The organism is Caballeronia sp. BR00000012568055, from assembly GCF_029439455.1.
GTDB lineage: Bacteria > Pseudomonadota > Gammaproteobacteria > Burkholderiales > Burkholderiaceae > Caballeronia.
Genome location: NZ_JAQFVG010000268.1, coordinates 129884 through 142804, shown reverse-complemented (window position 1 = coordinate 142804; position 12921 = coordinate 129884). Strand labels below are relative to the sequence as shown.

11 protein-coding genes and 1 pseudogene are annotated in these 12921 nt (G+C 60.6%); 6 read left to right on the top strand and 6 right to left on the bottom strand.

Annotated features, from left to right (window positions below; translation table 11 throughout):
- Positions 1-416: pseudogene (gene dnaE / locus P7F28_RS16255) on the top strand (DNA polymerase III subunit alpha); the annotation flags it as partial.
- On the top strand, positions 416-1468 hold the full coding sequence (locus tag P7F28_RS16250) for a glycosyltransferase family 4 protein (RefSeq protein ID WP_277185540.1): 1053 nt from the start codon (positions 416-418) through the stop codon (positions 1466-1468). The pseudogene dnaE and the gene P7F28_RS16250, both read left to right, overlap by 1 nt.
- Here the strand turns inward: P7F28_RS16250 and P7F28_RS16245 are convergent.
- On the bottom strand, positions 1452-2213 hold the full coding sequence (locus P7F28_RS16245) for a glycosyltransferase family 2 protein (protein ID WP_277185539.1): 762 nt from the start codon (positions 2211-2213) through the stop codon (positions 1452-1454). The two genes, P7F28_RS16250 and P7F28_RS16245, sit on opposite strands and share 17 nt — an antisense overlap.
- A gap of 315 nt (positions 2214-2528) precedes the next feature.
- On the opposite strand from P7F28_RS16245, the gene P7F28_RS16240 reads away from it, so the two are divergent.
- The 4 genes from P7F28_RS16240 to P7F28_RS16225 all read left to right on the top strand — a co-directional run bounded on the left by P7F28_RS16240 (position 2529) and on the right by P7F28_RS16225 (position 8298).
- On the top strand, positions 2529-3665 hold the full coding sequence (locus P7F28_RS16240) for a glycosyltransferase family 9 protein (RefSeq protein WP_277185538.1): 1137 nt from the start codon (positions 2529-2531) through the stop codon (positions 3663-3665).
- Entirely contained in the window at positions 3662-4975 is a 1314-nt protein-coding gene (locus P7F28_RS16235) for an O-antigen ligase (protein WP_277185537.1), read from the top strand. The genes P7F28_RS16240 and P7F28_RS16235 overlap by 4 nt, the downstream gene beginning before the upstream one ends.
- A gap of 166 nt (positions 4976-5141) precedes the next feature.
- On the top strand, positions 5142-6860 hold the full coding sequence (msbA, locus tag P7F28_RS16230; RefSeq protein WP_277185616.1) for a lipid A export permease/ATP-binding protein MsbA: 1719 nt from the start codon (positions 5142-5144) through the stop codon (positions 6858-6860).
- A 109-nt stretch (positions 6861-6969) separates the two neighbouring features.
- Positions 6970-8298 (top strand): CotH kinase family protein, encoded by a 1329-nt coding sequence (locus P7F28_RS16225; protein WP_277185536.1) that lies wholly within the window; start codon positions 6970-6972, stop codon positions 8296-8298.
- Between the two features lie 213 nt (positions 8299-8511).
- On the opposite strand, the gene P7F28_RS16220 is transcribed toward P7F28_RS16225, so the two are convergent.
- The 5 genes from P7F28_RS16220 to rsfS form a co-directional block, all read right to left on the bottom strand.
- A complete protein-coding gene (locus tag P7F28_RS16220; RefSeq protein ID WP_277185535.1) occupies positions 8512-9420 on the bottom strand; it encodes a class I SAM-dependent methyltransferase in 909 nt (302 codons plus the stop codon).
- Positions 9421-9833: 413 nt separating this feature from the next.
- Positions 9834-11303, bottom strand: coding sequence for a ribonuclease G (gene rng / locus P7F28_RS16215; RefSeq protein WP_277185534.1), 1470 nt, complete (start codon positions 11301-11303; stop codon positions 9834-9836).
- Positions 11304-11310: 7 nt separating this feature from the next.
- Positions 11311-11925: a nucleoside triphosphate pyrophosphatase gene (locus P7F28_RS16210; protein ID WP_277185533.1), complete on the bottom strand. Its 615-nt coding sequence runs from the start codon at positions 11923-11925 to the stop codon at positions 11311-11313.
- A 53-nt stretch (positions 11926-11978) separates the two neighbouring features.
- The gene (gene rlmH / locus P7F28_RS16205; protein ID WP_277185532.1) at positions 11979-12449 is read right to left on the bottom strand and encodes a 23S rRNA (pseudouridine(1915)-N(3))-methyltransferase RlmH; all 471 of its coding nucleotides are present in this window, start codon (positions 12447-12449) and stop codon (positions 11979-11981) included.
- A gap of 4 nt (positions 12450-12453) precedes the next feature.
- Entirely contained in the window at positions 12454-12915 is a 462-nt protein-coding gene (rsfS, locus tag P7F28_RS16200) for a ribosome silencing factor (RefSeq protein WP_277185531.1), read from the bottom strand.
- Positions 12916-12921 lie beyond the last annotated feature (6 nt).

The following is a 12921-nucleotide window of genomic DNA, read 5'->3' as shown; positions in this document are numbered from 1 at the left end:
AAGACGAACTGCTGGTCGTGCAAGGTCAGGCGCGTAACGATGCGTTCACCGGCGGCATCCGCTTCACAGTCGATACGGCGATGGACCTCGAACGCGCGCGCAGCCGTTACGCGCAGTCCGTGAAGGTGGAAATGAACGGCAACGCGGATTCGCTGCGCCTGCGTCGCGTGCTTGAAGCGCATGCGGCGGGCGCGCAAGCGGAAGCGCCGCCGCCCGCGCCGTCGCGCGACAACGGACGCCGCGAGCGTCAATCCGCGCCGATTCCCAATGGCCTGAACGTGAGCATCGTCTATCGGAGCGAGCATGCGGAAGGCGAAGTGCGTCTGGGCGATGCGTGGCGCGTCAAGCCGACCGACGATCTCATCACCGCGTTGCGCGGCGAGTTCTCGGGCAGCGCAATCGAAATCGTCTACTGATGCGCATCGGCATATCGGCGAATGCGCTCAAGCTTAGCGGCGGCCTCGAACGCTACGCGATGGACCTCGTGCGCGGCCTCGCGCGCGGCCGGACCGATGGCGCAAAGCCGGCGTTCTTTGCGCGCAAGATCGATAAATCGCTGCCCGAAAGCCGTTTGATCGATGCGCATCGCATCAAGGTGTCGTTTCTGCCGGGCAAGCTGCGCGATGCGTATTTCTCGTGGGCGCTGAAACGCGCGCGCAAGAAGGCGAGGGTCGATGTGCTGATCGGCTGCAATCGCGTGGAAGGATCGGAAATCGCGATTTGCGGCGGCACGCATATCGGATTCTTGCGCGCGACGGGGCGGCGCGAGAAGCGTTCGGATACGCGGCAGATTGCGCTGGAGCGACGGCAGTACGCGCAGGCGAAGGTGATCGTCGCGCATTCGGACATGATGCGCGATGAACTGCGCACGCTGTATGGCATCGATTCGTCGAAGATTCGCGTGCTGTATCCGCCGGTTGACGGCGCGCGCTTCTCGCCGGTGGCTCAAGACACGCGCGCGAAACTGCGCGAGCAATACGGCTTCAAAAAAGACGAAATCGTGCTGCTGTTTCCATCGAGCAGCCATCAGCGCAAAGGCTTGCCGCTGATCGAGCAGGCGCTTGCAGGACTGCCGGTGGTGATTGCCGTGGCGGGGCGCGCGCCGGAACAGGTCGCGCCGAACGTGCGCTATATCGGTTATGCAAAGAATATCGAGGACGCTTATCGGGCGGCGGATTTCACCATTCTCGCGTCGAGTTATGAGCCGTTCGGACTGGTCGGTATCGAATCGGTGATGTGCGGCACGCCGGTGATTTTCCCCGCGTGCATCGGCTGCAACGACGCGATTGCGGACGAAGCCAAGCACGTTTTCAAATCCGGCAATGCGGACGATTTGCGCCGCGTGGTGTCCGAGGCGATCGACTCGCGCCGCGCGATCAACGGCAACGCGGTTCGATACGACACCAGCGTCGATACCCACGTCGATGCGCTGATGAAACTCGCCGACGAAATCAGCGCGGCTCGTTGAGATACATCAGCTTCAAGAATCGGTAATAAACCGTCTGCGCATTGAAGACGGCGATCATGAAGCCCGCGCGGCCATCGAGAAAGCCGCGTCGGAGCACATAAGTCCGCAAAAACGCCCACGCTCCGCGCGATACCGCCACGCCAAATCCGCCGCGTTTTCCCGCCGCATGCCGTTGCCGCGCGCCGGCCGTCGAATACGCATCGAGCTTGCGCAGTACGGCTTCGAAATCCTCGTACGAGTAGTGCATCAGCTTGCCGTTCAGGCGCGCGACGGGTATTGCCGTGGAAAGCACGAGGCGCTCGTGAACGAGATCGTCGGAAAAGCGCGCGGTGCCGCGCCTGAACAAACGCGGAATCCAGTCCGGATACCAGCCGCTATGTTTGATCCACGCGCCGCAAAAGCTCGAAAGACGGTCGATCGCGTACACATCGGCTTGTGGATCGGTGATGGCGGCTTTGATGGACGCCGCGAGTTCCGGCGACACGATCTCGTCGGCATCGATGGAAAATACCCAGTCGGTGGCGAGCGCGTCGAGCGCGCGATTCTTCTGCGGGCCGAAACCCGGCCAGTCACGCGCCTCGATCACCCGCGCCCGATGCTTCTGCGCGATGCCCACGGTGGCATCCGTGCTGCCGCCGTCCACGACGACGATGTCATCGGCAAAAGAAACCGATTCGAGACACTGCGCGAGCCGCGCCGCAGCATTGTGCGTGATGATGGCGATACCGAGAGTAGGTCGGGACATGAAGCATTCAGCGGCGTACGAGTTGGTATAATTATTCAACGAAAGTGCTGGTTTCGCGCGGCAATGGCTGCGCGGCGGCGCGAGTATCGAGAGGCCGCTGGCCTCTTTTTGTTGTGGCGGCGGGACGGAGCCCGTCAGTGTGCCTTAACAGAGCGCGAAGCAGAAGACCGTGCCTCAGATGAATTCAGGCGAATACGGTGGCTGCGTTCGAGCCGCATCGACATATATGAAAACAGTGCGGCGGCACGACCTAGACCTGTCGGCGAATGACCGACGGCTTGCGCGCAGGCGTGCAAGCCTTCCAGTTTCCATTCTATGAGCCGACTTTCCGGGCGCCTGCGGGTGATTGCCCGTGCGATACCGAAACTCGCCCTCAAGGCGTGGCGCAGAAAGCCGACCGACGTGTCGAGCGTTCTGATCGCGCATCATCTGCTTTTGGGCGACACGCTGCTGCTCACGCCGCTGATCGCGCGTCTGCGCGAGCGGTATCCGAACGCGCGTATCGCGCTGACCTGTCCGAAGGCGATCGTGCCGCTGTACGCGGGCCGTCCGTACGGCGTCGAAGCGCTGCCTTTCGATCCGCGCGATCTCGCCAGCGTCAATGGCGTGCTGAAGTCGGGTCCGTACGATATCGGCATCGTCGCGGGCGACAACCGTTTTGCCTGGCTGGCGATGGCCACGCGCTGCCGCTGGATCATCGGTCATGCCGACGATACGCCCGCGTGGAAGAACTGGCCCGTCGATGAAGCGCATCCATATCCGCCGACGCCCGCCGCGTGGGCCGATATCGCCGCGACGCTGATCGATCCCACGCCGCCGCGCGCGTATTGTCCGGACGACTGGCCCGCGCCCCAGCGCGCCCCCTTCAGCGACGCCGACGCCAATATCCTTTCGCAAGCTTACGTGGTGCTGCATCCGGGCGCGAGCACAGCGGTCAAGAAGTGGCCGCAGGAACGCTGGCGGGCGCTTGCCGAACACGTCGAAAGATTGGGCTATACGCCTGTGTGGAGCGGCGGACCGGGCGAAGTCGAATTGGTCCGCGAAATCGATCCGAAAGGGCGATATGCGAACTTCGCGGGGCGTGTCGGATTGGGCGAGTTGTGGCATTTGTTTGCAAATGCGCGCGCGCTGGTTTGTCCGGACACGGGCGTCGCGCATCTCGGCCGCATGGTGAATGTGCCGACGCTCACGCTGTTCGGTCCCGGCAACGCGATGATCCACGGCGCCGGCGCATTCTGGCGCGACGCACCCTTCATGCCGATTACCATCACGAATATGCCGTGCCGCGACGAGCCGAATATCTTTCGCCGGCACGTCGAATGGGTGCGCCGCTGTGACCGCAATGAGACCACGTGTGTTGCATGGCGGGGTGATCACGCCGCCTGTATGGGCCTGATTTCGCTCGATGCGGTGAGCCGCGCGCTCGAGAAGTTGCTGACGGAAGGTCTATGACGACAAAAACACTGCTCAAGCCCGATATCTTCTTGTGGATCGGCGCGCCGGTCATCTGCTTCGTCGTGACCTTCGCGCATATGACGGCGCTCGAAAATATCGCGCTCGGCTTTATCGGCGTGGGAACGATCGCGGTGGCGTTGACGCGTGGCGCGCCGTCGCCGCATCGGTGGCCGGTGGCGTTGCCGGTTGCGCTGTGGGCGGCGTGGGCGCTGGCGTCGGTGTTCTGGTCGCCCAATCGCGGCGAGAGCATGCATGCGTGGCTCGACGAGGTGTTGTATCCGCTGTTCGCGTTCTTCGGCTTCTGGCTGCTCGGCGCGCGCGCGGCCAATCCCGAGCGCTTTGTGCTGGCGCACTGGGTCGCGTGCGTGCTGTTGTCGATCATCAGCGTGATCTACTGGGGCCAGCTGCAGCCGCCGACCGCCGATAATTTCATGCTGCATTTTTATAACCGCGTCGGCCATACGAGCACGGTCGCGCTGTTCGGCATCGCGCTGTTCTGCGGGCTGATGTTCAACCGGAAATGGCGTCTGTTTGGCGTGACGGGCGTTCTGTTGAGCTTGTTTATCGGCGTGGCGACGGTCAATCGGTTCTTCGGGCTGGCGGCGTTCGTGACGATTGTGATCGCGCTTTATCCGCTGTATCGGCGGCATATGGTTTTGGCGACGATCGCGATGCTGCTGTGCGGCGTGGCGGCGGTCGGCGCGCTCGAAATCAGTTCGCGGATTCGCTTCGAACATCTGCCGCCGTCGCTGCCCGCGCATGGCGTGACGATCGAAGGCGATCGCGTGCCGGTGCCGTCGTTCCTGCCAGGTATCGGCGATACGCTCGCCGCCGACACGCGCCCGCGCCTGTGGGCGTTCTACGGCCGCGCGGGCGAGCCGAACGCGTGGACTGGTATCGGCTTTGGCAAACCGCTGCCGGGCGAGGTTTATGGCAAGGAAATGCCGCCGCGTCTGCTTGCGGCCGAATCGCAGGCGCTGACGCATGCGCACAACCTGTTTCTGAATACGTGGCTGGAGACGGGCATCGTCGGTGTGGTGCTGGAGCTGGCGCTGCTGATTGCCGTCGTGGTGCGCTTCTGGCGGCTGCGGCGCGAGGTGCCGTGGATCGCGGCAGGCGGTATCGCGCTGGTGGGCGGGATGATCGCCAAAAATTCCACCGACGACTTCATGTGGCAGACCACCGCGCTCGCATTCTGGTGCTTCGCCGGGCTGATGCTCGGCCGTGGCGAACGTCTGGCGGGCCGTCTGCCGCCTGCGCGCGGCGAGACCGCGCAAGCATCCATCAAGGACGCGCGCGAAACGTAAGCGCATCCGACCGGAGGATTAGAATGGCGGATTCGTATGTCGATCCGTCCCGCGTGGCCGCGCCTGCGCATCCTTCGCGAACCGTACACCGAGGAACGATTTGAACGAAACGAAGACACTCCGCAAGACCATCGGCTCGGGCGAAAACACGTCGCCCACGGCGGTCATGAGACGCCTCTGGCCTTATATCCGCCCGCTGCTGGGCATGGTGATTCTCGGCATCGCAACGATGGGCGTCGTCGCCGCGACCGAAGCTGGTATTCCGATGCTGCTCAAGCCGCTGCTCGATCACGGCTTCGGCACCAAGGGCAGCGATCACGCGCGCTGGCTGGTGCCCGCCGCGGTGATCGGGCTGGCGCTGGTGCGCGGCGTGGCGCAGTATGCGTCGGGCTATTTTCTGTCGTATGTATCGAACAAGATTCTGCTGCAACTGCGGCTGGAAATGTTCCAGCGCATGATCCACACCAGCGCGAGTTTCTTTCAACGCGAAACGGCCAGCACGGTTATCAACGCGATCGTGTTCGAGGTCAATCAGATTCTGAGCGTGCTTTCCAGCGTGGTCGTCACGCTCGTGCGCGATTCGCTCACGGTCGTTTTTCTGCTCGGCTATCTATTTATTCTCAACTGGCGGCTGACGCTGATCGTCGCGGTTATCTTGCCGGCGATCGGCTGGCTGGTGAGCAAGATCAATCGACGGTTGCGGCGGCTGAATCGCGAGCATCAGGCGTTGACGAGCGAGCTGTCGTACGTGGTCGAGGAAACCGTCGGCGGCTACAAGGTCGTCAAGGTGCACAACGGCCAATCGTACGAGATGAACCGCTTCCGTGAGATGAGCCATCGGCTGCGCGGCTATTCCATGCGCATGCAGGTGTCGGGCGGTCTTGCGCAGCCGCTGACGCAGTTTCTCGCGTCGATTGCGCTGGCGGTCGTGCTGACCATCGCCGTGGTGCAATCGGCCAACGATCAGACCACGGTGGGCGGTTTCGTCGCCTTCGTCACGTCCATGTTGCTGGTTATTTCGCCGCTCAAGCACTTGATCGACATCAATCAGCCGATGCAGCGCGGCATGACGGCCGCAGGACTCATTTTCGGTTTGATCGATGAACCCGCCGAGCCGGAAGGCGGCGGTCGCCATCTGACGCGTGCGCGCGGCGAAGTCGAATTCCGCGATGTCACGTTCACGTATGGCTCGGTGGATCGGATGACGCTGGATCATGTGTCGTTCAAGGTCGCGCCAGGCGAGATGGTTGCGCTGGCCGGGCCTTCGGGCAGCGGCAAGACCACGCTCGTGAATCTGCTGCCGCGCTTCTTCGATCCGCAAGGCGGCCACGTGATGGTCGATGGCGTGCCGATCGGCGACTACAACCTGCACGATCTGCGCGGCCAGATGGCGATGGTCAGCCAGGACGTCGTGCTGTTCAACGATACGATCGCCGCGAACGTCGCGTATGGCCAGACGCCGGACCGCGATCGCGTGTTGTCGGCGCTGACCGCGGCGAATCTTGCTGATGTCGTCGCAAGCTTGCCTGATGGCATCGATACGCTGATCGGCGGCAACGGTATGCGCTTGTCGGGCGGGCAGCGTCAGCGTTTAGCGATTGCGCGCGCGATCTACAAAGACGCGCCGATCCTGATTCTCGACGAAGCGACGTCCGCGCTGGATTCGGAGTCCGAGCGGCATGTGCAAGCGGCGCTCGAAACGCTGATGAAAGGACGCACGACGCTGGTGATTGCGCATCGGCTATCGACTATCGAGCGCGCGGACCGCATTCTGGTGATGGAAGGCGGCAAGATCGCCGAGCAGGGAAGTCACGCGGAATTGCTGCGCAAGGGCGGGTTGTATGCGCATTTGCATCGGATTCAGTATCAGCAGCAGGCGGCTTGAACCTAATCTGAATTCGATTGTGAGATAGCAGCGATAGACGCGTTGTAAGCTTCGCTATGATCCGCATCCCGGTTTCGGGAGCGGATCATTTTTTTAGGGCAAGCGAAGCATGAAGCAGTGGGAAGTTGCAGCACGGAAGGGCGCGCGTGGTTTCAACGCGAAGTTTGTGAGTGTTTGTCTCGCCGCGTGTCTCGCGGCGTGCGGAGGCGGCGGGTCGTCATCGAACAGTGCCGATGCTGAGCAATCGGTTACCGATTTCATCGATCCGACCGGCGCGGTCTACGCCGACGCCGCGCCGCTTGCGTCCATGACTGTCGATACCGACGGAAAAACGCCGATCGTCGTCAAAAGCACGTACCTTGGCGCGGACCTCGGTCTCACCGGCGCCGACGGCATCGAGCCATTCTCCAGCCGCATGACGATCAAGGGCCACGGCAACTCGACGTGGACTCAGGAGAAGAAGCCGTATCGCCTCAAACTGGAGAGCAAGGCGAGCCTGCTCGGCATGCCGCAGGACCGCAACTGGATTCTGCTGGCCAATTACTTCGATAAAACGCTGCTGCGCAATCGCGCTGCGCTGGAACTCGGACAGCGCTTCGGCATGGCGTGGACGCCGCGTGCGCAGCCACTCGAACTGACGCTGAACGGAGAATACCGCGGCGTGTACGATCTGGTCGAATCGATACGCGTGAGCAAGAATCGCGTGAATATCGCGGACAGCGACGAGACGACTTCGCCGAAGAAAACGGGCTTTATCGTCGAGATCAATGCGCGGATGGACGAAGCCGTGTGCTGGCATACGACGCACGGCCTGCCGATGTGTATCGACACACCCGATCCGGCATCCGATGCACAGGCCGCCTATATCAAGGACTACGTGCAGAAGGCGGAAGACGCGCTGTTCTCCGACAACGCCACCGATCCGGCGACCGGCTACGAGCAATATTTCGATGTGCCAACGCTCATCGACTGGTTTCTGGTCAACGAAATTTTCAAGAATCAGGACGCGAAGAGTTTCGCGAGCATCTACCTCTACAAGGATGCGGGCGACAAGCTGAAGTTCGGGCCGCTATGGGACTTCGATCTGGCGGCGGGCAACGTCAATTATTCCGATGCGCAATATCCCGAAGGTTGGTGGGTGGCGGATGGCGTCTGGATTTCGCGCATGAAGCAGATCGATCCCACTTTCGAAGCGCGCGTGCGGGCGCGATGGAATGAATTGAAGACATCGCAGATCGATACCTTGCCGGACTTTATCGAAAGCCGAGCGCAGGCGCTGATAGCGAATGGCGCGGCGCGTCGGAATTTCACCCGCTGGAAGGAGATGGCGGTGCAGACCTGGCCGAATGCGGTGATCGCCGGGTCGTATCGCGGGGAAGTGGATTATTTGAAGGGATGGCTGGTTAAGCGGATTGCTTGGATGGATGGGAATATTTGAATCAGGGGGCTGACGCGGCGTCACGTTCAGGAAGGAGCGTGACGTTGGGTTGTACGGCTGTTGATCGATCTGGCGGTGGCTATGGTCGTGCGTTGATCAGTTCGCCGGCTTCTCTTCTTCTGGACGCAAATCGATAAGAGAGTTCTGCTGCTTTTTGACCCCTAAACGAAGCTACTTCTGCGAGTTTTCTTTTGCCTGCCCGTTTTGGTCGGATCAAGTCTGAGCCGGCTTGCTAAAAACCGCTACATAGTTCTTCGGATAGCCGCGTTTCATAAACTTCGATCGCATCTCCAGCCGATGAAAAAAAACACTTAGCAAACCCATCTGGAAACGAAGCAGATACATGAGAGGGGCAAGCGCAACGCCAAGCAATCCGGGAGTGATCTCGGCCGGCGTTGACGGCAGATGCGTGGCCATCCCATTCATCTGATATGCAACGGTCCCGTAGTAGCCTTCCAACCAGTCCAGTCGTTCTAACGTAAATCCAGCTTCGGTGAACAAGTACTTGATCGCAAACTGGGTGTAGCGATAGAAGTCGTAAGGCTGCTCGTGTTCTTCATAGAACAATGGCGCCGTGTAAATTATCTTGCCGCCAGGCTTCAAGACACGAAACAGCTCCTTCAATACCGCCTTCGGCTCGGGAAGATGCTCCATCACCTGGTTAAAGAGAACAAAATCGTATCGATTAGCCTCGACAGGAATGTCGGCTAAATCGCACACGTATGTGGACTTCGCGTATGGCTTGTCCACCTTCTCGAAGTCGGCCGACTCGTAGACCGCATGCGAGACCAGCGACTTATAGGGCGCGTCGCCTGCTCCGGCGTCCAAGACCATCGCCCCAGCAGGGATCATGTTGGCAAACCTTTGATTCTCTTCGAAGAGCCGGGAGCGCGATGAATTGACCGTCATAAGGCGGCTGAGAATGGTCATCATAAGCAATCTGTGCAAAGGGGATTTAATAGGCGCGCCGAAATCTCCCCACGTCAGCGAATTGCCCGGATTTGCAGACGCCAGCAAGGCGCACGCACTGACGCGCCGCTTGATACTGCCGATTCTCTGCGTGGTGCCGATCATACCATTCGTAAATTGATCGACGCCCCAGCGCTTGGCTAAGTCTGCCATGCGCCCAGCACTGTCTCACGGTAGTCCTTAGCAAGTTGCTGAACGATTCAGTCTGTGTGCGCCGCCACGAGCGATATATCCGAATAGTTGCCGGGCTTTACCTCCAGCCAGCCGCCGCCATGGCAGATGCGAAGAATCCACGCCGCAGCGCCGACGTCAGAAAGCGTAAATGTCAGACTGCCATCGGGTGCTTTCGCGAGTGCTACAACCGCGTATAGCCATGCCCGTAAATGGAAGTCTGTGAGCAGATTCGTTTCATGCTTAGCATCGAGCCGTTTTCCAGTCAAAAAAGCGCGTCTAGCTACGCTTACGAAGCGCGCATACACGATGCTGGACGATATTGAATGATTCAGGCGGTTTGCCGGACAAGGCCCCTTGGTGTGTTGACGATAAGAAACGATATCGCCTGAAACTCACATCAACACAATGTCATACTGCTCTTGACTCAAATTACTCTCCACCTGCAACGAAACCGGCTTGCCAATAAAATCCATCAGCATCGCCAAATGTTGTGACTCTTCTTCGAGAAAAAGATCGATCACCTGCTGCGAAGCCACGACGCGAAACTCGCGCGGATTGAACTGCCGCGACTCGCGCATGATTTCGCGCAGCACGTCGTAGCAGACGGTGCGCGGCGTCTTCACCTGCCCCTTGCCCTGACAAGTCGGACACGGCTCGCACAACACATGCGCCAGCGATTCGCGCGTGCGCTTGCGCGTCATTTCCACCAACCCGAGCTGCGAGAAGCCGTTGACCGTGACGCGCGTCCGATCCCGCGACAACGCACGCTTCAACTCGCCTAAAACTTGATCCCGATGCTCGACATTCTCCATGTCGATGAAATCGATGATGATGATCCCGCCCAGATTCCGCAGTCGCAATTGCCGCGCGATGGTATGCGCCGCTTCGAGATTGGTCTTGAAGATGGTGTCATCGAAATTGCGCGCGCCGACGTAGCCGCCCGTATTCACGTCGATGGTCGTCATGGCTTCGGTCTGATCGATCATCAGATAGCCGCCCGACTTGAGATCGACTCGCCGCGACAGCGCCCGCAAAATCTCCGCCTCGATGTTGTACAGATCGAAAAGCGGCCGCTCGCCCGTGTAGTGATGCAGACGCGACGCCACCGCAGGCGTGAACTCCGCCGCGAAGTCCGCAAGCATTTGATACGTCTCGCGCGAATCGACCTGAATGCGCGTGGTGTCGTCGTTGACGAAGTCGCGCAGCACGCGTTGCGCGAGGTTCAAATCCTGATAGAGCAGGGAAGTCGGCGGCACACGCTGCGCCTGAGCAACGATCGTCGCCCATGTCTTGCGCAGATACGCGACATCGCCCGCCAACTCTTCGCTCGTTGCATCTTCCGCGATAGTCCGCACGATATACCCGCCTTTCTCATCGGCAGGTAAAACCGCAGTCAGACGCGCGCGCACGGCCTCACGTTCCGCTTCGCTCTCGATCTTCTGCGAAATACCGATATGCGGCTCCTGCGGCAGATAAACCAGCGTGCGTCCTGCAATGCTCACCTGCGTGGACAGCCGCGCGCCCTTGGTGCCGATCGGGTCCTTCACGACCTGCACCATCAGCGCTTGTCCTTCGAAGACGATCTTTTCGATCGGTGTATGCGGCTGCGATCCATGCGCCTCGCCCGCAATGCGCGGATGCCAGATGTCGGCGACATGCAGAAATGCGGCGCGCTCCAGACCGATATCGATAAATGCGGACTGCATGCCCGGCAGCACGCGCACTACACGCCCGAGATACACGTTGCCGACGCGTCCGCGCGACAGCGTGCGTTCGACATGAAGCTCCTGAACAGCGCCTTGCTGAACGATCGCGACGCGGCTTTCCTGCGGTGTGACGTTGATCAGGATTTCTTCGTTCATGGCCTGTTTAGAATTCGACGCGCGCCACGCGCAGGAGTGCAGCGGTTTCAAAGAGGGGCAGACCCATGATACCCGAATAGGACCCGTCGATTCGCTCGATAAACGCCGCAGCGCGCCCTTGAATGCCATATGCGCCCGCCTTGCCGAGCGGCTCGCCGGTCGCTGCATAACGTTGCAGTGCAGCACGATCCGCGTGTGCAAAGCGCACTGTCGAGCGTGAGAGAACCGGTTCGAGCAACTGACCTTTTGCATCGACGACGGCGATCGCGGTCAGCACTTCATGCTCGCGGCCCGCGAGGCGTTCGAGCATATCGACGGCGTCTTGTTCGTGTTGCGGCTTGCCGAGGATCAGGCCATCGACAGTGACGGTGGTATCGGCCGTGAGAATGGGCGATGCCGCATGACCGCCCGCACGCAGACGCTTGTGTGCGGCATCGGCTTTGAGGGCGCAAACGCGCAGCACGTAGGCATCGGCGGGTTCGTTGGGAAGCGCGGCTTCGAGCGCCTCGGCGTCTTCATCGGCGCGAGGCAACAGGAGTTCGAACTGAACGCCGAGCTGATGCAGCAACTCCTGACGGCGCGGACTTTGCGAAGCGAGATAAACGAAGGAATGAGTGTGCATCGTGTAGTGAGAGTCGAATGACGCGTGGCATTCGATATCCCACTATCGAAACATCACGCGCGATGATAAGGATGATTCTGCGTGATGCTCCACGCGCGGTAAAGCTGTTCGGCGAGCAGCACGCGCACCATGCCGTGCGGCAGCGTCAGACTGGAGATGCGCAGCATGATTTCCGCACGCGCCTTCACATCAGGATGAAGCCCGTCCGCGCCGCCGATGATGAACGCCACATCGCGTCCTTCCTGTTGCCAGCCGGGCAGGGCTTGCGCAAGCTGCATGGTGGTCCAGTCGCGGCCGCGTTCATCGAGCGCGATCACGCGGGCGTGCTTCGGCAACGCGGCTTCTATACGCTGCTTCTCCGCCGCCATCACGCTCTCGGCATTGCGTCCGGAAGAGCGTAGCTCGGGCTTCAATTCCTTGAGTTCGATGCGCAATTCAGGCGGCATGCGCTTCGCGTACTCGTCGAAGCCATTCGAGATCCAGTCGGGCATCTTGTGTCCGACGGCGAGAATAACGAGCTTCAAGGCCTCAGGCGTTCGTCTTGCGAGCGGTCTTGCGCGCCGGACGTTTGACGGCCGGTTTCACGTCGTCTTCGTCCTCGTCTTCATCGTCTGCCGTGACCGATGCGCCGCCGAACATGTTCGGCTTTTGCAGCTTCACGCGCACGGGCTTGTCGCCCCAGACTTCTTCGAGGTTGTAGTACTGACGCAGCGCCGGTTGCAGGATATGCACGACCGCGTCGCCGCAATCGACCAGCACCCATTCGCCGATCTCTTCGCCTTCCGTACTGATAATGTCGCCACCCGCTTCCTTGACCTTCTCGCGCACGCTGTTCGCGAGCGCCTTGGTCTGCCGGTTCGACGTACCGCTCGCCACGACCACGCGGTCGAACAGGGACGTCAGGTGGGATGTGTTGAACACCTTGATATCTTGCGCCTTGACGTCTTCCAGACCGTCGATGATCGCGCGTTGCAGCTTTTGAATTTCCATAATGAC

Coding starts and splice junctions, on each gene's coding strand:
- P7F28_RS16250 (WP_277185540.1), top strand. CDS start 416: ATGCGCATCGGCATATCGGCGAATGCGCTCAAGCTTAGCGGCGGCCTC.
- rsfS (WP_277185531.1), bottom strand. CDS start 12,915: ATGGAAATTCAAAAGCTGCAACGCGCGATCATCGACGGTCTGGAAGAC.
- msbA (WP_277185616.1), top strand. CDS start 5,142: ATGAGACGCCTCTGGCCTTATATCCGCCCGCTGCTGGGCATGGTGATT.
- rng (WP_277185534.1), bottom strand. CDS start 11,303: ATGAACGAAGAAATCCTGATCAACGTCACACCGCAGGAAAGCCGCGTC.
- P7F28_RS16210 (WP_277185533.1), bottom strand. CDS start 11,925: ATGCACACTCATTCCTTCGTTTATCTCGCTTCGCAAAGTCCGCGCCGT.
- P7F28_RS16220 (WP_277185535.1), bottom strand. CDS start 9,420: ATGGCAGACTTAGCCAAGCGCTGGGGCGTCGATCAATTTACGAATGGT.
- P7F28_RS16225 (WP_277185536.1), top strand. CDS start 6,970: ATGAAGCAGTGGGAAGTTGCAGCACGGAAGGGCGCGCGTGGTTTCAAC.
- P7F28_RS16235 (WP_277185537.1), top strand. CDS start 3,662: ATGACGACAAAAACACTGCTCAAGCCCGATATCTTCTTGTGGATCGGC.
- P7F28_RS16245 (WP_277185539.1), bottom strand. CDS start 2,213: ATGTCCCGACCTACTCTCGGTATCGCCATCATCACGCACAATGCTGCG.
- P7F28_RS16240 (WP_277185538.1), top strand. CDS start 2,529: ATGAGCCGACTTTCCGGGCGCCTGCGGGTGATTGCCCGTGCGATACCG.